This is a genomic window from Streptomyces gelaticus (genome assembly GCF_014649535.1).
In the GTDB taxonomy this organism is placed as follows: domain Bacteria; phylum Actinomycetota; class Actinomycetes; order Streptomycetales; family Streptomycetaceae; genus Streptomyces; species Streptomyces gelaticus.
In genome coordinates, this window is the sequence record NZ_BMTF01000001.1 from 470,326 (window position 1) to 491,140 (window position 20,815).

15 protein-coding genes and 1 riboswitch are annotated in these 20,815 nt (G+C 70.4%); of the genes, 13 read left to right on the forward strand and 2 right to left on the reverse strand.

What is annotated here, in order from left to right; genetic code table 11:
• The first annotated feature begins 5 nt into the window (after positions 1-5).
• A riboswitch (adenosylcobalamin (AdoCbl) riboswitch) is annotated at positions 6-144 on the forward strand.
• A 47-nt stretch (positions 145-191) separates the two neighbouring features.
• Together cobN and IE107_RS02160 are read left to right on the forward strand one after the other, a co-directional pair.
• On the forward strand, positions 192-3,788 hold the full coding sequence (gene cobN, locus IE107_RS02155) for a cobaltochelatase subunit CobN (protein WP_189540333.1): 3,597 nt from the start codon (positions 192-194) through the stop codon (positions 3,786-3,788).
• A 586-nt stretch (positions 3,789-4,374) separates the two neighbouring features.
• Positions 4,375-4,611 (forward strand): hypothetical protein, encoded by a 237-nt coding sequence (locus tag IE107_RS02160; protein ID WP_189540334.1) that lies wholly within the window; start codon positions 4,375-4,377, stop codon positions 4,609-4,611.
• Between the two features lie 121 nt (positions 4,612-4,732).
• Here IE107_RS02160 and IE107_RS02165 read toward each other — a convergent pair whose 3' ends face one another.
• Positions 4,733-5,182, reverse strand: a complete 450-nt coding sequence (locus IE107_RS02165; RefSeq protein WP_189540335.1) for a DUF8189 domain-containing protein — start codon at positions 5,180-5,182, stop codon at positions 4,733-4,735.
• Positions 5,183-5,393: 211 nt separating this feature from the next.
• Complete coding sequence (locus IE107_RS02170) at positions 5,394-6,404, reverse strand: hydroxyacid dehydrogenase (protein WP_189540337.1); 1,011 nt, start codon at positions 6,402-6,404, stop codon at positions 5,394-5,396.
• 470 nt (positions 6,405-6,874) lie between these two features.
• On the opposite strand from IE107_RS02170, the gene IE107_RS02175 reads away from it, so the two are divergent.
• The 11 genes from IE107_RS02175 (at position 6,875) to IE107_RS02225 (ending at position 20,772) form a co-directional block, all read left to right on the forward strand.
• Positions 6,875-8,203, forward strand: a complete 1,329-nt coding sequence (locus tag IE107_RS02175) for a sugar ABC transporter substrate-binding protein (protein ID WP_189540339.1) — start codon at positions 6,875-6,877, stop codon at positions 8,201-8,203.
• Positions 8,200-9,171 (forward strand): carbohydrate ABC transporter permease, encoded by a 972-nt coding sequence (locus IE107_RS02180; RefSeq protein WP_189540340.1) that lies wholly within the window; start codon positions 8,200-8,202, stop codon positions 9,169-9,171. Before IE107_RS02175 ends, IE107_RS02180 begins: the two co-directional genes overlap by 4 nt.
• Complete coding sequence (locus IE107_RS02185) at positions 9,168-10,034, forward strand: carbohydrate ABC transporter permease (RefSeq protein ID WP_189540342.1); 867 nt, start codon at positions 9,168-9,170, stop codon at positions 10,032-10,034. Before IE107_RS02180 ends, IE107_RS02185 begins: the two co-directional genes overlap by 4 nt.
• A 91-nt stretch (positions 10,035-10,125) precedes the next feature.
• Positions 10,126-11,439, forward strand: coding sequence for an alpha-L-fucosidase (locus tag IE107_RS02190; protein ID WP_189540343.1), 1,314 nt, complete (start codon positions 10,126-10,128; stop codon positions 11,437-11,439).
• Between the two features lie 52 nt (positions 11,440-11,491).
• Positions 11,492-12,925: a polysaccharide lyase 6 family protein gene (locus IE107_RS02195; protein WP_189540346.1), complete on the forward strand. Its 1,434-nt coding sequence runs from the start codon at positions 11,492-11,494 to the stop codon at positions 12,923-12,925.
• 124 nt (positions 12,926-13,049) lie between these two features.
• On the forward strand, positions 13,050-14,477 hold the full coding sequence (locus IE107_RS02200; RefSeq protein WP_189540348.1) for a polysaccharide lyase 6 family protein: 1,428 nt from the start codon (positions 13,050-13,052) through the stop codon (positions 14,475-14,477).
• A 112-nt stretch (positions 14,478-14,589) separates the two neighbouring features.
• Positions 14,590-15,441 (forward strand): sugar phosphate isomerase/epimerase family protein, encoded by an 852-nt coding sequence (locus tag IE107_RS02205; RefSeq protein WP_229866641.1) that lies wholly within the window; start codon positions 14,590-14,592, stop codon positions 15,439-15,441.
• Between the two features lie 39 nt (positions 15,442-15,480).
• Entirely contained in the window at positions 15,481-16,134 is a 654-nt protein-coding gene (locus IE107_RS02210; RefSeq protein ID WP_189540350.1) for an SGNH/GDSL hydrolase family protein, read from the forward strand.
• Between the two features lie 372 nt (positions 16,135-16,506).
• Positions 16,507-17,994, forward strand: coding sequence for an aldehyde dehydrogenase family protein (locus IE107_RS02215; RefSeq protein ID WP_189540352.1), 1,488 nt, complete (start codon positions 16,507-16,509; stop codon positions 17,992-17,994).
• A 169-nt stretch (positions 17,995-18,163) separates the two neighbouring features.
• The gene (locus tag IE107_RS02220) at positions 18,164-19,687 is read left to right on the forward strand and encodes a GMC family oxidoreductase (protein WP_189540354.1); all 1,524 of its coding nucleotides are present in this window, start codon (positions 18,164-18,166) and stop codon (positions 19,685-19,687) included.
• On the forward strand, positions 19,687-20,772 hold the full coding sequence (locus tag IE107_RS02225) for a quaternary amine ABC transporter ATP-binding protein (protein ID WP_229866643.1): 1,086 nt from the start codon (positions 19,687-19,689) through the stop codon (positions 20,770-20,772). The genes IE107_RS02220 and IE107_RS02225 overlap by 1 nt, the downstream gene beginning before the upstream one ends.
• Positions 20,773-20,815 lie beyond the last annotated feature (43 nt).

Consider the following 20,815-nt stretch of genomic DNA (forward strand, 5'->3'; position numbering starts at 1 on the left):
GCACGTCGTCGCCACAGACGGCGACAGGGGAGGAAGTCCGGTGTGATCCCGGCACGGTCCCGCCACTGTGAGCCCGGCCACGGCCTGGCAAGTCAGGAACTCCCTTCTCCGAACCTCGAACCCGTTCGAGGCCAGGGGTTCATTCCGACACCGCCCGGGGCGTGGACACCCCGAGGAAGGCCCGACGCCGCATGATCCTGCTCCTGTCGACGTCCGACACCGACCTGCTCAGCGCCCGCGCCTCGGACGGCCCGGTCTCCTACCGCTACGCCAACCCCTCCCGGCTCCCGCTCCAGGACCTGCCCGAGCTCCTGGACGGCGTCGACCTGGTCGTCGTGCGTCTCCTGGGCGGCGTACGCGCCTGGCAGGACGGCCTCGACCAAGTACGCGCCACCGGACGCCCCGTCGTCGTCCTCACCGGCGAACAGGCCCCCGACGCCCAGCTGATGGCCGCCTCGACGGTGCCCATCGGCATCGCCGCCGAGGCCCACGCCTATCTGGCCCACGGTGGGCCCGCCAACCTGGACCAGCTCGCCCGCTTCCTCTCCGACACCGTGCTGCTCACCGGCCACGGCTTCGCACCGCCCGCCCCGGCACCCTCCTGGGGCCCGCTGGAGCGCACCGGCCGGCGCACCGACGGCCCGGTCGTCGCCGTGCTCTACTACCGCGCCCACCACATGAGCGGCAACACCGCGTTCGTGGAGGCACTCTGCCGTGCCGTCGAGGACGCGGGCGCCCGCGCGCTGCCGCTCTACGTCGCCTCGCTCCGCACCCCTGAGCCCGAACTCATCGAAGAGCTGCGCGCCGCCGACGCGATCGTCACCACCGTCCTCGCCGCCGGCGGCACCCGGCCCGCCGAGGCCTCGGCCGGCGGCGACGACGAGTCCTGGGACGCGGGGGTCCTCAGCGGCCTCGACGTACCCATCCTCCAGGCGCTCTGCCTCACCGGTTCACGCACCGACTGGGAAGGCAACGACGAGGGCGTCTCCCCGCTCGACGCCGCCAGCCAGATCGCGGTCCCCGAGTTCGACGGCCGCCTGATCACCGTGCCGTTCTCGTTCAAGGAGATCGACGAGGACGGCCTGCCCGCGTACGTCGCCGACACCGAGCGCGCCGCCCGCGTCGCCGGGATCGCCGTGCGCCACGCCCGGCTGCGCCACATCCCGGCAGCCGATAAGCGGATCGCGCTCGTCCTGTCCGCGTACCCGACCAAGCACTCGCGGATCGGCAACGCCGTCGGCCTCGACACCCCGGCCAGCGCCGTCGCCCTGCTGCGCCGACTCCGCGCCGAGGGATACGACTTCGGCACGCAGGAGGTCCCCGGACTCGTGTCGGGCGACGGCGACGAGCTGATCCGCGCGCTGATCGAGGCGGGCGGTCACGACCAGGAGTGGCTCACCGAGGAGCAGTTGGCCCGCAACCCGGTCCGTATCCCGGCCGCCGACTACCGGCGCTGGTACGCGACCCTCCCGGCCGAGCTCCGCGAAGCCGTCGAGCAGCACTGGGGCCCCGCCCCGGGCGAGATGTTCGTGGACCGGTCGAGCAACCCGGACGGCGACATCGTGCTCGCCGCCCTGCGCCACGGCAATCTGCTCGTTCTCATCCAGCCGCCGCGCGGCTTCGGCGAGAACCCGATCGCGATCTACCACGACCCCGATCTGCCGCCCTCGCACCACTACCTGGCCGCCTACCGCTGGATCGCCGCACGCGCCGACGACAACGGCTTCGGCGCCGACGCGATGATCCACCTCGGCAAGCACGGCAACCTGGAGTGGCTGCCCGGCAAGAACGCCGGGCTCTCCGCCGCCTGCGGCCCCGATGCCGCCCTCGGCGACCTCCCGCTGATCTACCCGTTCCTGGTCAACGACCCGGGCGAGGGGACACAGGCCAAGCGGCGCGTCCACGCCACCCTCGTGGACCATCTCGTTCCGCCGATGGCGCGCGCCGACAGCTACGGGGACATCGCCCGGCTCGAACAACTCCTGGACGAGCACGCCCAGATCGCGGCGATGGACCCGGCGAAGCTCCCGGCGATCCGGGCACAGATCTGGACCCTGATCCAGGCTGCCAGGCTCGACCACGACCTGGGACTCGAAGACCGCCCGGAGGACGAGGGTTTCGACGAGTTCATCATGCATCTCGACGGCTGGCTCTGCGAGATCAAGGACGTGCAGATCCGCGACGGCCTGCATGTCCTGGGCGGCGCCCCGACCGGCGCCGACCGGGTCAACCTCGTCCTCGCGATCCTGCGCGCCCGCCAGATCTGGGGCGGCACGGCCTCCCTGCCGGGTCTGCGCGAGGCGCTGGGACTCGACGAGTCCGCCGCGACCCGCGTCACCGCCGACGAGGCCGAGGAGCAGGCCCGCACCCTGGTCCAGGCGATGGAGGACGCGGGCTGGTCCCCGGAGGCCGTCGCCGAGGTGGCCGCCGGGCACCCGCGGGCGGTCGCCGACATCCTGGGCTTCGCGGCCCGCGAGGTGGTGCCGCGGCTGGCCGCCACGACCGACGAACTCGACCACGCCCTGCACGCGCTGGGCGGCGGATTCGTTCCCGCCGGACCCTCCGGCTCCCCGCTCCGGGGCCTGGTCAACGTCCTGCCGACCGGCCGCAACTTCTACTCCGTCGACCCCAAGGCCGTACCCTCGCGCCTCGCCTGGGAGACCGGCCAGGCCCTGGCCGACTCGCTCCTGGAGCGCTACCGCACCGACAACGGCGACTGGCCCACCTCGGTCGGCCTGTCCCTGTGGGGCACCAGCGCGATGCGTACCGCCGGCGACGACGTCGCCGAAGCCTTCGCCCTGCTCGGCGTCCGCCCGGTCTGGGACGACGCCTCGCGCCGGGTCACCGGCCTGGAGGCGATCCCGCCGGCCGAACTCGGCCGCCCGCGCATCGATGTCACCCTGCGCATCAGCGGTTTCTTCCGCGACGCCTTCCCGCACACCATCGGCCTGCTCGACGACGCGGTCCGCCTCGCCGCCTCCCTGGACGAGCCCGCCGAGCAGAACCACGTACGCGCCCACACCCAGGCCGACCTGGCCGCCCATGGCGACGAACGACGCGCCACCACCCGTATCTTCGGCTCCCGTCCCGGTACGTACGGCGCCGGTCTGCTCCAGCTCATCGATTCCCGGGACTGGCGCACCGACGCGGACCTCGCCGAGGTCTACACGGTGTGGGGCGGCTACGCCTACGGGCGCGAACTCGACGGCCGCCCGGCCCGCGAGGAGATGGAGACGGCGTACAAGAGGATCGCGGTCGCGGCCAAGAACACCGACACCCGCGAACACGACATCGCCGACTCGGACGACTACTTCCAGTACCACGGCGGCATGGTGGCCACCGTCCGCGCGCTGCGCGGCACCGCCCCGGAGGCGTACATCGGCGACTCCACCCGCCCCGAGACGGTCCGCACCCGCACCCTGGTGGAGGAGACCTCCAGGGTCTTCCGCGCCCGGGTGGTCAACCCCAAGTGGATCGAGGCGATGCGGCGGCACGGCTACAAGGGCGCCTTCGAACTGGCCGCCACCGTCGACTACCTCTTCGGTTACGACGCGACGACGGGTGTGGTCGCCGACTGGATGTACGACAAGCTCACCGAGACGTACGTCCTGGACCCGGCCAACCGCGAGTTCCTCCAGCAGGCCAACCCCTGGGCCCTGCACGGCATCGCGGAACGCCTCCTGGAGGCGGAGTCCCGCGGTATGTGGGCCAAGCCCGACCCGGCGGTCCTCGAAGCCCTGCGCCAGGCCTACCTGGAGACGGAGGGCAGCCTGGAGGGCGAGGACTGACCCCCCGGCCGGCACCGCACCATGCGACAGCGGCACATGACCGGGCCCGGGCCGCAGCACCGGCCGGGGCCCGGACACCCGTCGCACGCCACGTGACGTGGATCACATCCAAGTGCGGGGATGCTGCTCGCGAGCGCGGTCCGGCCCTTCCCGGGGAGGGGCGCGACGACGAGGGTGTTGCCGAGCGGGGGCCCCGACCGGATCGCACCTGGCCGCCTTCGTGAACCGGTACACGGGCGAGCCGCGAGATCGTGCTCGCCGCGCCGGCCCTCGTGCTGATGGTGCCGATCGTGCCCGGCCGCCGCATGCGGTGGCAGCCCGGATGCGGAGACACGTCCGGTCACCGGCTGCCGCGCGGCGCCCGGCGGCATGGGCCCTTCCGCATCGTTGTGCCACTGATGGCGGCGACCGCCGCACTCGGCTGATTCCTGCCGCCGCCCGGGATCCCGTCGGCGGTCTTTCTTCTCACCGACAGCGTGTGGGGTCGGGTCGCCCGGCGGAGGGGAAAGAGTGTGTACGAGTGACAGGGCGCCGAGGACACCGCTGCCGGGCATAGTGTCGGCCGTGACGTGGAAGCGATCTACGCATGACCGAAAGTGGCAGTCCTCATATCTCGACGCCTCGGATCACCGTGCTGAGCGTGCAGCCGGGTGATCCGCCCTTCCGCCTGGTGGAGATCGACGGGGAGGTTGTCAGCGCCGCAACATCGATGATGGATGTGCTCGCCGCCGCCTCGGCCGCAGGAATCGCGGTCCACGACCTCGACGACCCCGGAGTGGTGCGGTGGGTGGGCGGTGGCAAATACCACTGGAGGCCGCGCTGACAGGTTCTTCCGCAGCGACCGTGCGCTGCACGGCCGAGGGCAGGTCCTTCGTCCGGACCGCGAAGGGACCGATCCGGACGAAGGACCCAGTGGCCCGGCCATCGGCGTGCCCGGCCACTGGTCAGCCCCGGTACGGCTCCCAGTTGTCCGACCAGGCGCCGCTGGGATAGCTGTAGCGCACGCGTTCCCACCGTCGGCCGTCGGTGCCGGTGACGACGATGGAGAAGGTGTCGTGGGGGAGCGGCTCCACGGTTACCCTGCTCGTCGCCACTCCGCCCAGGGACGACCAGGCGGTCCACTTCCCGGCGGTGTCGTTCCAGCGCGTCCACACGGCCCGATCGGTACCGATCGCGAATTCCTGCCGGGTGCCGTTGGCGAATGTGTAGACGCTGACGCCGTACTCGCAGATGATGGAGCCGCCGCCCACCTCGCACACGCTCGCGCGGGCCGGCGCGGCCGCCACGGCGACTCCCGCCACGGCGGCGGTCGCGACGACGGCGGCCTTGAGTTTCCGCAGGTTGATGGCTGACTCCTTCAACGTCGGGCCGACGGCCGACCCGCCGGTGCACATGAGCACACCGATGTGCGGACACACCGACACACCAACACACCGACAGGCGAACCCGGGCGCGCCGTCATCAGCCGGAGCCGACGGCCCGACCGGTCCCGAACTCTCCTGCCCCGCGCTGACGTTCCACGCACGTTTCGCTGACGTTTCGCTGACGTCGCAGGTGCGGCCCCGCCGCCCCCGTTTCGCACCTGCGACGACCTCCTTCGCGGCCTCAGGCCAGCGATGCGGCGTGCTCGGGGTCTATGGCGTACTGGAGAGGCTGGTCATGTATAAAGCGTCGGAGTTCGTCGAGCACAAGCTCTCCGAGACGATGACGTTCGGCCCCGAGGGCACCGCCGAGGTGGGGTGTCAGGACCACGTTGGGAAGGGTGAAGAGTGGCGAGTCGTGGGCGGGAGGCTCCGGGTGCGTGACATCGAGTACAGCGGTGAGGTCGGGTCTGGCGCGCAGGACCTCCGCCGCGGCGGTCTCGTCGATGAGCGCGCCACGCGCGGTGTTGATCAGCGTCGCGCCCGGCCCCAGGGAGTTCAGCAGCCGTGCCCCGATCGTGCCGCGGGTCTCGGGCAGGAGTGGGGCGTGGAGACTGACGACATGGCTGGTGGCGAACAGTTCCTCGATGCCGACGAGCCGGACGCCCGTCCGCCGGGCGGTGTCCGGGGAGGCGAGGGGATCCGTGGCGAGGACCTCGACGTCGAAACGGCTCAGGTGCGACGCGACGAGACGGCCGATGTGCCCGAGCCCCAGCAGGCCCACGCGTGACCGGTAGGCCCCCGGCACCCGGGGGTTGTGGGGGAAGCGGCGGCTGCTCGTCACCTCCCGGGTGATGCGATGCACCTGCTTCAGCCCGAGGAGGACCTGGGCGAGGGTGAACTCCGCGACCGGGACCGCGTTGGCCGGGGCGGCGGAGACGATCGGAATGCCACGGGCCCAGAACGCGGGTGTGGTCAGATGCCGCACGGAGCCCGCGGCGACGAGGACCGCCCGCAACCGAGGGGCGTGCGAGAGGAGGGCGGCATCGAGTACCGGCGCACCCCAGCCCGTGAGCAGGACCTCCACCTGCCGCAACACATCGGGTTCCTCGTCGAGTTGCTCCCGCGTGAGGGGCGGGCCCTGCAGGTGTACGAGACGTTCGACCTCGGCCAGGACCTCAGGGGGATAGACGTCCGCCCTGCGTTCTTCCTCCATGACCAGCAGGGCGGTCGGTCTGCGTGCCGGCTCGTTCATGACGTAGCGCTCCTCAGCTCCTCGCTGACAGGCCATCAGCGAATCGACCCATGAACCCTGATCGGGCGCGTGGGGAAATGTCCGACCGGATGTTGGAGATTGGCTCGGCTTGTTCATTGCCTTGGTCGGTGTGCATGCAGCACGATACATCGGATGATTGAAAAGGCTTCGGATAAAGATCGGTCGTCCGATGCCTGCCGCCTCGATGGCTGTCACGTTCGGGTGTGATGGGTGTGGGGTCGGTCGATCGTTGTCACGTGCAGTCAAATGGCTGGTTCATCAGGTGATTTCGCGATGTGGGGGATCCTCTTGCGGGGCATCGAGGGGTGACGGTCGAGTGCGGCGCACGTCCTGTGAGCCATCACGAGATTTTTGCATTCATCGGACTATTGACCGGGGATTCGGACACCGTTAGCGTCCCAGCAAGCGCTTTCCAGGTCAGCTGTGATGCGGCGAAAACAGGAGTTGTCATGCAGAGATCGCGGTGGATCGGTGCGGGAGTTCTCGCTTCCGCACTGGTCCTCACCAGCTGTACATCAGGGCCTGCGGGAGTCGATGCCAAGCAGAACTCGAAGGCACCGCTCGAACTGTGGACCCGGACCACGCCGGGCGGACCGGGTGAGAAGGGAGCGGTCAGACTCGCTGCCGCCTTCGAGAAGGCCACGGGCTACAAGGTCGAGGTCACCGCGATCTTCGACGACTTCGAGACCAAGCTGCAGCAGCGCGCCGCGCAGAAGAACCTGCCCGACATCGTCATGAACGACGTGACGCAGCTCGGTGCCATGCACAGCCAGGGCCTGCTCCGGGAGATCGACCTGGACAAGATCAAGAACGGCAAGCAGGCCATCGGCCAGGGGCTCGACTCCGGCAAGAGCGTGGACGGCAAGCAGTACGGCCTGCCCTACTCGGCACAGGCGTCCGCGCTGCTCATCCGCAAGGACTGGCGGGAGAAGCTGAAGCTCGAAGTCCCCAGGAACTGGGACGACTTCGCCACGATGGCCGAGGCGTTCACCATCAAGGACCCCGACGGCGACGGCAAGAAGAACACATACGGCCTCGCCGCCCCGCTGTCCACCAAGCGCGGATACGCCTCCTGGTACTTCTCCAACTTCCTCTGGGCCGCGGGCGGAGACTTCATCACCGAGACCGGCGACGGCAAGTACAAGCCCACGATGACCACGGAGGAATCCGTCCGGGCCGTCCAGTGGTTCCGTGACCTCGGCTGCAAGTCCAAGGTCATCCAGCCGGGCGCCGTCACCATGGAGACCCCGCCCACCAACGAGACCTTCGAGGCCGGCCGGACCGGCATGTTCGTCGTCGGCCCGTACCTGCTGCCCCGCTTCGACGAGACCCTCGGCAAGGACAAGTACGAGGTGGTGCCGATGCCCAAGGGGGCGAAGGACGCCACCGTGCTCGCCGAGGGCGGGTCCGTCTACCTGATGGCCGGCTCCGAGAACATGGCGGGCCAGGACGCCTTCGCCGACTTCGCCATCTCCGCCGAGGGCCAGAAGACCGGGATGGAGGGCGACACCGGCTTCACCGTGCAGCTCCCCGTCAACAAGACGGTGGACATCTCCGAGGTCCGTCCCGACCCCCGCTGGAAGACCTACGCCGAGATCTACCAGAACTCCGGCCGGTACGCGCCGTCCGTCCCGAACTGGACCCCGGTGCGGCAGACGACCGCCGAGACCGTCAACGCGCTGATGGCCGACTGCGGCCTGGACACCGGAACCAAGCTCAAGGAGCTCGACAAGCAGCTCGCCGACATTCTCAAGGAACAGGGAATCGCCGCGTCATGAGTCTTGACCAGGCGGATCCGGCCGCCCTCCCGGCGGCCGGGCCCGCCACCCGGAAAGCGGGCCGCGCGGCCGGCGGCGCCGCCGGCCGCCGGGGGCACAACCGCCGGGCGGGCCGGTGGTGGACGCCGTGGCTGTTCCTGGCCCCGGCACTGCTCCTCTTCCTGTACTTCAAGTTCATCCCCATGGTCAGCGCCCTGACCATGTCCTTCCAGGAAGTCCAGCCCTACCTCGGCAACAGGTGGGTCGGTACCGAGAACTACTCCACGGTCCTCCAGTCCGACGGCTTCCGCGACGCCGCCTGGCACACCGTGGTCCTCGCCGCCGGGCAGACGGCCGGCTCGATGGCCCTCGGCCTCGCACTCGCGCTGCTGATGGAAGGGCAGGGCCGCCGGCTGGGATTTGTGCGATCCGCGGCGTTCCTGCCGGTCGTGGTGCCGATCGCGGTCGTCGCCGAACTGTGGCGGATCATGTACCACCCGACCGCGGACGGCATGCTCAACTCCCTCCTCGGCCTCGTGGGGCTCGGCCCCTCGGGATTCATCAACGACCCCGACACATCGATGGCCTCCATCATGATCACCGGCATCTGGCGGGGCGCCCCCTACGACATGATGATCTTCCTCGCCGGCCTCACCGGTGTGGACCGCGGTCTGTACGAGGCCGCGAAGGTCGACGGCGCCTCCAGGCTGCAACGGGTCTGGCATGTGACGGTGCCCGGCCTGCGGTCGGTCTTCTCGATCCTGTTCATCCTCGCCGCGATCCGCGGACTGCGCGTGTTCACCGAGGTGTTCCTGCTCACCAACGGCGGTCCCGACGGTTCCACCGAGGTCGTGATGACCCTGATCTACAAGCTCGGGCTGGAGCAGAACAGACTCGGCGTCGGCGCGGCGGGAGCCGTCCTGCTGTTCATCGCGACGCTGGTCCTGACAGTCGTCGTCCACCTGCTGCGACGGAGAGAGAGCAAATGAACGCGCCGACCGAGACCGCGCTGGGCCTCACGGAAAGCAGGAGTCCGGGCGGGCGGATCCTGAAGGCCGTCACCTATCTGCTGGTCCTGATCGTCTTCGCCGGGCCCCTGCTGGCCCTGCTGGTCAGCGCCTTCAGCCAGGTCAAGGACCCGACACAGCTGAGCGTCATCCCCTCGGGCGCCACCCTCGACAACTTCCGGATCGCCTTCGACCAGGGAGTGCTCGCGTACCTGCTGAACTCCTTCTTCGTGGTCGGCTTCGGCCTGCTGCTCCAGGTGGCCGTCTCCGTGCTGGCCGGATACGCCCTGGCCAGGAAGGTCTTCCCAGGGATGACGCTGGTGCTCGTCGCCGTCCTGGCGACGCTGATGCTGCCCGAGGAGATCCTGGCACTCCCGCTGTCCGTGATCCTCTCCGATCTGCCGGTCGTCCACTTCAACCTCATCGGCACCCTGGCCGGAATGATCGTCCCGCTGGGCGCCTGGGGATTCTCCATCCTTGTGATGACCGAGTTCATGAAGGACGTGCCCCGGGAGCTCGAAGAGGCCGCCCGCATCGACGGCGCCGGTGACCTGCGCATCTTCGCCCAGATCATCCTGCCGATGTGCAAGCCCGCACTCGGGGTCATCGGAGTCTTCGGCTTCACCATGATCTGGGACCAGTACCTGCTGCCCCTCCTGGTCTCCACCGACTCCTCCTCGTACACGCTCCCGCTGGCGCTGCGGACCCTGCGGATCGACCCTGCCGTCACCCCCGGAGTGGTGATGGCCGCCTCCCTGCTGGCTCTGCTCCCCTCCGTGATCGTCTTCCTGTTCTTCCAGCGTTCTTTCGTGCACGGCCTGTCCTCCGGCGCCCTGAAGGGCTGACCGGCAAGCCGCACCCACAGAACCCCTGCCACCAGCCCTCCGCAGCGCACCGGACACGCCACCGGACGCCGACGAAAAGGAACGATGCCCCATGCCCCAGAGCGCCGAGACCCCGGCTCCCGCGCCCGCCCCGGACACGACCTGGTTCACCACCGACCGGTTCGGGATGTTCGTCCACTGGGGCCTGTACTCGCTCGCCGCACGGCACGAGTGGGTCAAGAACCGCGAGAAACTGACCGACGAGCAGTACCAGGTCTACTTCGACCACTTCGACCCCGACCGCTACGACCCGGTCCGGTGGGCCAGGGCGGCCAGGGCGGCGGGCATGCGCTACGTCGTCCTGACCACCAAGCACCACGACGGCTTCTGCCTGTGGGACAGCGCCCTCACCGAGTACAAGGTCACCAACACCCCGTACGGCCGCGACCTCGTCGGACCGTTCGTCGAGGCGTGCCGCGCCGAAGGGCTCAAGGTCGGCTTCTACCACTCCCTCATCGACTGGCACCACCCGTCGTTCCCGGTGGACGGAACCCATCCGCAGCGCGACGACGAGGAGTTCAAGGCCGCGGCCGCCGACCGGGACATTCGCGACTACCAGCGCTATCTGCACGGCCAGGTCCGCGAACTGCTGACGTCCTTCGGCCGCGTCGACTACCTGTTCTTCGACTTCTCGTATGCGGGCCGCACATGGTGGGGCGGCAAGGGACCGGACGACTGGGACTCCCCGAAGCTGCTCTCCATGGTCCGCGAACTCCAGCCGCACGTCCTCGTCAACGACCGGACGGGCCTGCCCGGGGACTTCATCACCCCCGAGCAGTACCAGCCCTCGGGCCCCATGACCAAGGACGGCCGGCCCGTGCTCTGGGAGGCGTGCCAGACGCTCAACGGGAGCTGGGGCTACGACCGCGACAACCTGGACCACAAGAGCGCCGACCTGCTGATCCGCATGCTCGTCGACGGGGTGTCCAAGGGCGGCAACCTGCTCCTCAACGTCGGCCCGACCGGCCGCGGCGACCTCGAACCGCGCGCCGTCGCCGTCCTCGGGGAGATCGGCCGGTGGATGGAGCTGCACGAGCGGTCGGTCCGCGGCTGCGGCCCGTCCCCGTACACCGCGCCCGCCGAATGCCGGTACACCCAGCGCGGCGACCGGCTCTACGTCCACCTGTTCGCCTGGCCGCTGCGCCATCTGCACCTGCCGGGGCTCGCCGGCCGGGTGCGCTACGCCCAGTTGCTGAACGACGCCTCCGAGATCACCCGGGTCCACATCGATCCGGACCGGGCCGCGCTCAACACCGAGATGGGCGGGCAGCCCGCCGGAACGCTCACGCTGGAGCTCCCCGTCCAGCGCCCCGACACCGCCGTGCCCGTCATCGAGCTGTACCTGGACACTCCGGCCGACCACTGACCCGGCCGCCGGGTCAGGCCCGGCCCCCATCCACCACACTCACGGAGGCATCATGCAACGCCGCACGTTCCTCAGGGCCACCGCGGCAGGGGCGGCGCTGACCGTCGTCCCCACCGGCGGTCTCCCGACCGCGAGTGCGACGGCAGCCCCGGCCACCGTCGGTTCGCTGGACGAACTCCGGGCCGCGATCGACCGGGCACGGCCCGGTGACCGCATCGTCGTGGCCGACGGCAGATACACCGTCCCCTCGGACCGCCCCCTCACCATCCGGAACAAGCGGGGAACCGAGCACGCGCCCATCACGATCGCCGCCCGGTCCCGCGGTGGCGTCGTCCTCGACGGCGAACGGAGCTTCGTCCTCGACGCGTCCAGCCACATCACCGTCAGCGGCTTCTCCTTCCGCCAGAGCAGCACCCTGGACATCCCGCCGAACTGCTCGCACATCAGGCTGACCCGCAACGACTTCCAGCTCGCCGACATCGAGGGCCTGCACTGGGTGATGGTGCGTGCGGACGACAGCAAGGTCGACCACAACCACTTCCACGGCAAATCCACGCTCGGCATCTACCTGGGCATCGAGGGCGCGGGTACCGACGAGATGGCGCAGCGCGTCCATGTGTTCAGGAACTACTTCTCCGACCACACCTTCACCGGGTCCAACGGCGGAGAGCCCATCCGGCTCGGTGTCAGCCCCCGGGCGCTGTCGAGCGCCCACGCGGTGGTGGAGTACAACCTGTTCGAGCGCGCCAACGGCGACCCGGAGGCCATCTCCGTCAAGAGCTCGGACAACGTCATCCGGCACAACACCATCCGCGACAGCCTCGGCGGGATCGTCCTGCGGCACGGCAACCGCAACCGAGTGGAGGCCAACCATCTCGTCGCCGGCACGGAGGGTGTGCGGATCTACGGCAACGACCATGTGATCGTCAACAACCACCTGGCCGGCCTGTCCGGGCGGGCCCTGGTGATCGGCAGCGGTTCGGAGCGCGACCACCTGCCCGGCGAGACGCCCGAGGCGCGCCGCGGCAACGACGCCCCCGACCGGGTCCTCATCGCGTACAACACCCTGGTGAACAACAAGGGCACACTCTCCGGCGAGAGCCGGCGACCCCACGAGCCACGCGATGTGACCGTCGCGGACAATCTGCTCGTCGGGGACTCGGGCGAGCTGGTCGCGATGGCGAACACCGTACGGTTCACCTGGTCCGGCAACATCCTGTGGGGTGCCGCAGCCGACGGCAACATCCCCGCCGGTGGGTACACCCGCGTCGACCCGAAGCTGGTGACGGGCCCGGACGGGGTGGCCCGGCTCGCCGCGGGCAGCCCCGCGATCGGCGCGGGCACGCTCGGGCGGTCACCGGTCACCCACGACATCGACGGGGACCCGCGCGGCCGGTACCGGGACGTGGGCGCGGACGAGTACGCGGAGCGGGCGCCCAGGCACCGGCCGCTGACCCCGGCCGACGTCGGTCCGCACGCCCGCTGATCACACTCCCGGGAGGGACAGCCGGTCCGGTCCGCCACCGGCTGTCCCCACCACCGGCCGACCACGTCCAGCGCGGGGGCTGTACGGACCGGCCCGTCACGTATTTGTCGCCACAGGAGGCATCATGCAACGACGCACGTTCCTCAGGGGCACCGCGATAGCAGCCCTCGCCACCGTGCCCCTCAGCACCTCGATGTCCGTCGACGCCTCGGCGGCCGACACACCGGTCGGCTCCCTGGCCGAACTCCAGAGCGCGATCAACGGCGCCGCACCGGGCGACCGGATCGTCGTGGCCGACGGCACCTACACCGTTCCGGCGGGCGGCGCGATCATCGTCTCCGGCAAGAACGGCACCGGCGCCGCGCCGATCACGATCGTCTCGAAGACCCGCGGCGGCGCGGTGCTGCGCGGCGAACGCGGCTTCGTCTTCGCCAATTCGAGCAACATCACCGTCAGTGGTTTCGCCTTCCGGCAGAGCACCACGACGGAGATCCCGGCGAACTGTTCGTCGATCCGGCTGACCCGCAACGACTTCCAGCACGCGGACACCGGCGACCCGTACTGGCTCGTCGTGCGGGCGAACGACACGAAGATCGACCGGAACCACTTCCACGACAAGACCACCGCCGGCATCTTCCTCGTCGTCGACGGCCCCGGTTCGACCGACATGGCCCAGAACATCCACATCTTCAAGAACCATTTCTCCGACCACAGTTTCTCCGGGGACAACGGCGGCGAGTCGATCCGCCTCGGTGTCAGCGGGCGGGCGCTGTCGGGCGCCCATGCGGTCGTGGAGTACAACCTGTTCGAGCGTGCCGACGGTGACCCCGAGGCGATCTCGGTGAAGTCCTCCGACAACACCATCCGATACAACACCATCCGCAACAGCCGTGGCGGAATCGTGCTCCGCCACGGCAACCGCTCCAGGGTGGAGGGCAATTACCTGATCGGTGGCATCGAGGGCGTGCGGCTCTACGGGAACGACCACCTGATCGTCAACAACTACCTCAGCGGGCTGTCGGGCCGGGCTCTGGTGGTCGGCAGCGGCACCACCCGCGACCACAACTCGGGCGAGACGCAGGACGAGCGGCGGGGCAACGACGCCTGCGACCGCGCGGTGATCGTGCACAACACGCTGATCGGCAACTCCGGCACGCTCTCGGGCGAGACCCGCACCTACGAGCCCCGGGACGTGGTCATCGCCGACAACCTGCTGGTCGGCGACTCGGGCAGCCTCGTCGCGATGGGCGTGACGACCGGCTTCACCTGGCAGAGCAACATGGTGTGGGGTGCGGCGGCCAACGGCAACATTCCGTCCGGTGGTTTTACCCGCGTCGACCCGAAGCTGGTGACGGGCCCGGACGGTGTGGCCCGGCTGTCGGCGGGCAGTCCGGCGATCGGCGCCGCCACGCTGCCCGACCCGGGCGTGGCCGACGACATCGACGGCGACTCGCGGGGCACGACGCGGGACATCGGTGCCGACGAGTACTCGACCGCGGCCGCGCTGCGCCACCCCCTCACGTCCGCGGACGTGGGGCCGAACGCGTCGTGAGGTCTCACCGGTGATCCGGTCCGCCCGCCCACGCCGGGCGGACCGTTCGCAACCGCACGGCAAGGGCGGCGGGAAGCGCCGCCACGAGGCTGCCGAATGAGAAGGGAATGTGGTGACGGGCAGGGAAAGCCATGGCCGCGAGGAACGAGGGAGCCGAGCGGCGGACAGCGCGCCGGGCGGTCCACCGGCCGGGCCGGGGCAGCCGGTGATCAGGCCGGGGCTCTGCTCGGTCACCTTCCGGCGGCTGCCCGCGGCCGAGCTCGCCCGCCGTGCCGCCGACGCGGGCCTGGAAGCGGTCGAGTGGGGAGCGGACGTGCACGCGCCCCCGGGCGACCCCGACACCGTCCGTGCTGCCCGCGAGGCCTCCGACCGCTACGGGCTCACCTGCTGCTCGTACGGCTCCTACTTCCGCGCCACACCGGACGAGGCGGCCGCGTTCCCCGCGATCGCCCGCGCCGCGGTTCTCCTCGGGGCGCCGCGGGTGCGGGTCTGGGCGGGCGGGGTCGGCTCCCGGGCCGCTGCACCCAGGGAGCGCAGCGCGACCGCCGCCCGCCTGCGGGAGGCGGCGCGGACCGCGGCCGACCACGGGCTGGAGCTCGCGCTGGAGTTCCACTCGAAGACCCTCACCGACACCGTGGAGTCCACCGTCCGGCTGCTGGACGAGGTGGGCGCGGACAACCTCCGCACGTACTGGCAGCCGCCGCAGGACGCTCCCGACGAGGATGCGCTGGCGGGGCTCTCCGCGCTCGTCGACCGGATCAGCGCGGTGCACGTCTTCTCCTGGTGGCCGGGCAATCACCGACTGCCGCTCGCAGACCGAGAGGACCTGTGGGCCGGAGTCTTCGGCCTGCTGAACGGACGGGGCGTCCCACTGGAGGCGCTCCTGGAGTTCGTGCCCGGCGACGACCCGGCCGTGCTCCCGCGCGAGGCCGATACGCTGCGGCGCGTCGCGGCTCACCGCTGAGCGGCTCCCCTCCCGACATCCGACACCAGGACGGCAGACATGCACATCAAGGAAACCGACACACTCCTGTTCATCGGTGACTCCATCACCGACGCTGGCCGCGACCGCGGAGACTTCGCATCGCTCGGCGACGGGTACGTCAACGAGATCGCCCGGACCCTGCGCGCGAGGGCGGGCGACGGACCCGTGCCCGCTGTCATCAACCGGGGCATCAGCGGCAATCGCGTCTACGACCTCGAGGCCAGATGGACCACCGATGTCATCGAACACGGGCCCACCGTGGTCACGGTCAAGATCGGCATCAACGACACCTGGCGGCTCTACGACAGCCGACTCGCCAGCCCCGTCGACGAGTTCGAGGCGTGCCTCGCCCGCCTCCTCGCGGACACCGTACGGGAACTCTCCGCTCAACTGGTCGTCATCACACCGTTCCTGCTCCCGGTCACCCCGGAACAGGAAAGCTGGTTCGAGGACCTGACGCCCCGTACCGATGCCGTCCTTCGCGCCGCGGCGGCCAACGGAGCCCAGGTGGTCCGTGCGGACCTCGCGCTGCGTCGCGCCGCGGAGACGAAGGAAGCCGCGGAGCTGGCCCGGGACGGGGTCCATCCGACGCCACTCGGCCACCGGATCGTCGCCGAAGCCTGGCTCGCCGCGGTGGACTCCGCCGCCGTCGCCCCGGACCCGCAACGCTGAGGGCTGTCCCGTAGTCCCTGGGCCTCCTCTGCTCGGAGAGCAAGGGGAGGCCCACCTGCACGTCCTTTGATTCCGCGCGTCGGTCGACCCGTGTCGCACCGCGCGCGAGGGCCTCGCCCACCCCGCGAACTCCACGGGAGGGGCGGAACCGAGCCGGCCGGTTCCCGGGCGGCCCGGAAGCGCCCTCTGTCGCCGAATCCGTGGCTGCGCATTCCCGAACTGCGCGACGGCACAAGGCCGGAGCCCGGGAGGTGAGGCGGATCACTTTCCTTCCTGATCGGCGCATGGTTCTCCGGACCCGGGGCAGGCGGCCAGATCGCCGGGGTGCGACCGGCGTGAAGAGCAAACCGGAACCGAAGGGCCAATCACGACGTGTCGGCAGTACAACAGACCATCCACGTGGGCGGAGAGTGGCGTTCGGCCGCCTCCGGCGCCACGCGCGAGATCATCGACCCCGTCGACGCAGGAGTCTTCGCCGTCGTGTCCGAGGGCGGCGTCACCGACACCGATGACGCCGTCGCCGCGGCGCGTGCCGCCTTCGACGAAGGTTCCTGGCCGCGTACGCCCGTCGCCGAACGGGCCGCCCTGCTACGCCGCGTCGCGGCACTGCTGGAGCGGGACCGGGAGAAGATCGGCGCCCTGGAGAGCCGGGACGCGGGCAAGACCCTCGAAGAGGGGCGCGTCGACGTGGACTGTGTGCGCGACGCCTTCGTCTACTTCGCCGACCTCGTCATGAACGAGAGCGGCGGGCGTGTCGTCGACGCCGGGTCCGACGAGATCCACAGCGTCGTCGTACACGAGCCCGTCGGTGTGTGCGCACTCATCACCCCATGGAACTACCCGCTGCTCCAGGCGAGTTGGAAGATCGCCCCGGCCCTCGCCGCCGGGAACACCTTCGTGATCAAGCCGAGCGAGATCACCCCGCTCACCACCGTCGCACTGATCGGGCTCCTGATGGAGGCCGGACTGCCGCAGGGTGCCGCCAACATCGTCACCGGCCCCGGTGCCACCGTCGGCGCCCGTCTCGTCGAACACCCGGACGTCGACCTCGTGTCGTTCACCGGCGGGCTGGCCAGCGGTACGAAGGTGGCCCGCGCCGCCGCCGACACCGTGAAGAAGGTCGCCCTCGAACTCGGCGGCAAGAACCCCAATGTCGTCTTCGCCGACGCCTGTGCCACCGAGGAAGGCTTCGACACCGCCGTCGACCAGGCGCTCAACGCCGCCTTCATCCACAGCGGCCAGGTGTGCTCCGCCGGCTCCCGCCTCATCGTCGAGGAGTCGCTGCGCGAACGCTTCGTCGCTGAACTCGCCCGCCGTGCCGCGAAGATCCGCCTCGGCCGCGGCACCGACCCGGGCGTCGAGTGCGGACCGCTCGTCTCCGCGCGACAGCTCGCGAGGACCGAGGACTTCGTCGCGTCCGCCCTCGCGGAGGGCGCCGTGCTCCGGACCGGCGGCGAACGGCCCGAAGGCCCCGGCTACTTCTACCGCCCCACCGTCCTCGACCGGTGCGACCGCCGGATGCGCGTCGTGCGCGAAGAGGTCTTCGGCCCCGTCCTGACCGTCGAGACCTTCCGTACGGAGGACGAGGCCGTCACCCTCGCCAACGACACCGAGTACGGGCTCGCGGGCGCCGTGTGGACCTCCGACGCGGTCCGCGCCCGGCGCGTCGCGGGCCGGCTGCGCCACGGCACCGTCTGGATCAACGATTTCCACCCCTACCTCCCGCAGGCCGAATGGGGCGGTTTCGGGAAGTCGGGCATCGGCCGTGAACTGGGCCCGACCGGCCTCGCGGAGTACCGCGAGGCCAAGCACATCTACCAGAACCTCGCTCCGCGCCCCGTGCGCTGGTTCGCGGGCTGAGACGCAGACGAAAGACGCGACGCACAGACCACGCGTGACGCAAGACGCACAGGCACGGGACGCAGCAGACGCGACGGACTCGACGCTGCCGACCGGCGCAGCACAGCCGACCGGTGCAACGCAGTCCACCGACGCAACCGCGCGCAACGGAGCAGAGGGAAGCGAGCACATGACCGAGAACCACCTCTACGACTACGTCGTCATCGGCGGCGGCACGGCCGGATCGGTGATCGCCTCCCGGCTCACCGAGAACCCGGACACCACCGTCGCCGTCATCGAGGGCGGCCCCAGCGACGTCGGACGGGACGACGTCCTCACGCTGCGCCGCTGGATGGGCCTCCTCGGCGGTGAACTGGACTACGACTACCCGACGACCGAGCAGCCCCGAGGCAACTCGTACATCCGCCACAGCCGCGCCCGGGTACTCGGCGGCTGCTCGTCCCACAACACCCTCATCGCCTTCAAGCCGCTGCCGGCCGACTGGGACGAGTGGGCCGACGCGGGCGCCGAAGGCTGGGACGCGGCGTCGATGGACCCGTACTTCGCCAGGCTCCGCAACAACATCGTCCCCGTCGACGAGGCCGACCGGAACGCCATCGCCCGCGACTTCGTCGAAGCAGCGCAGGCCGCTCTGGACGTGCCGCGCGTCGAAGGATTCAACAAGCAGCCGTTCCACGAGGGCGTCGGTTTCTTCGACCTCGCCTACCACCCGGAGAACAACAAGCGCTCCTCGGCCTCCGTGGCGTATCTGCACCCGTTCCTGGACCGTGCGAACCTCCATATCGCCCTGGAGACCTGGGCGTTCGGGCTGGAGCTGGAGGGGACCCGGGTCACCGGTGTGCGGGTGCGCACCAAGGACGGCGCGGAGCACGTCGTACGGGCCCGGCGCGAGGTGCTGGTGTGCGCGGGCGCCGTGGACACCCCCCGGCTGCTGCTGCACTCCGGCATCGGGCCCCGCGCCGACCTGGAGAAGCTCGGTATCCCCGTCGTGCACGATCTGCCGGGTGTCGGCGAGAACCTTCTCGACCACCCCGAGTCGGTCATCGTCTGGGAGACCGACGGGCCGATCCCGGAGAACTCCGCGATGGACAGCGACGCGGGCCTGTTCGTACGCCGGGACCCGGAGGCCGACGGGCCGGACCTGATGTTCCACTTCTACCAGATCCCGTTCACCGACAACCCCGAACGGCTGGGCTATCGGCGGCCCCCGCACGGAGTGTCGATGACCCCCAACGTCCCCAAGCCGCGCAGTCGCGGGCGGCTGTATCTGACCAGCGCCGACCCCGGGGTCAAACCCGCCCTCGACTTCCGGTACTTCACCGACGAGGACGACTACGACGGCCGCACCCTCATCGACGGCATCCGCATCGCCCGCCGCATCGCGGAGCAGGAACCGCTGGCCGGCTGGCTCGGGCGCGAGGTCTGCCCGGGGCCCGAGGTCACCTCCGACGAGGAGCTCGGCGAGTACGCGCGCAAGGTCGCGCACACCGTCTACCATCCGGCCGGGACCTGCCGGATGGGTGCTGCGGACGACGAACTCGCCGTGGTGTCACCCGATCTGAGGATCCGTGGCCTGGACGGCATCCGGATCGCCGATGCCTCCGTCTTCCCGACGATGCCGACCGTCAACCCGATGATCGGCGTGCTGATGATCGGGGAGAAATGCGCGGACCTTCTGGGAGGCAACGCCTGATGAACACCGAGCCGCCCGCCCCTTCCGGGCCTTCTGTCCCTTCCGGGCCGCCCGTGTTCTCCGTACGCGAGCTGTGGAAGGTCTTCGGTCCGAAGGCCGACCGGGTGCCGGCGGATCCGGATCTCGCCGCACTCGGCCCGGCCGCGCTGCGTGAACGCACCGGCTGCACCGCCGCCGTGCGCGATGTGTCGTTCGACGTCCGCAAGGGGGAGGTCTTCGTCGTCATGGGCCTGTCCGGCTCCGGCAAGTCGACGCTCGTGCGCTGCCTGACCCGGCTGATCGAGCCCACCTCCGGCTCGATCGCCATCGATGGCGAGGACGTGCTGTCGATGGACGCGTCCCGGCTGCGCCAACTGCGCCGCCACCGCGCCGCGATGGTCTTCCAGCACTTCGGGCTGCTGCCGCACCGGTCGGTCCTGGACAACGTCGCGTACGGGCTGGAGATCCAGGGCATCGCGCGCGCCGAACGACGTGAGCGGGCGGCCGAGTTCGTCACCAAGGTCGGCCTCGAAGGCATGGAGCACCGCCGCCCCGCCCAGCTCTCCGGCGGCCAGCAACAACGGGTCGGGCTGGCCCGTGCCCTCGCCGTGGACCCCGAAGTATTGCTGTTCGACGAGCCGTTCAGCGCACTGGACCCCCTGATCAGGCGCGACATGCAGGAGGAGGTCGTACGGCTGCACGGCGAGGAGGGCCGCACGATGGTCTTCATCACGCACGACCTCGGCGAGGCGCTGAAACTCGGCGACCGGATCGCGCTGATGCGGGGCGGCCGGATCGTGCAGCTCGGCACACCCGAGCAGATCGTGGGTGCCCCCGCGGACGACTACGTACGCGACTTCGTCCGCGACGTGCCGCGCGAACAGGTGATGACCGTGCGCTCGGCGATGCGCCCGGCCGGGCCCGCCGAGACGGACAGCGGACCGGCACTGGCCCCCGACGCGACGGTCCACGAGGCCATCGAGGCCGTCGTCCGCAGCGGCGGGACCGCCCGTGTCGTCGAGGACGGCCGCTGCCTGGGCGTGGTCGGCCACGCGGACCTGCTCGGTGTGGTGGCGGGGCTCGCCCCGCGGACGGAGGCGGCCTGATGCCCGCGCACACCACCTGGGGCTCACCGGGCCCGCGTCCCGC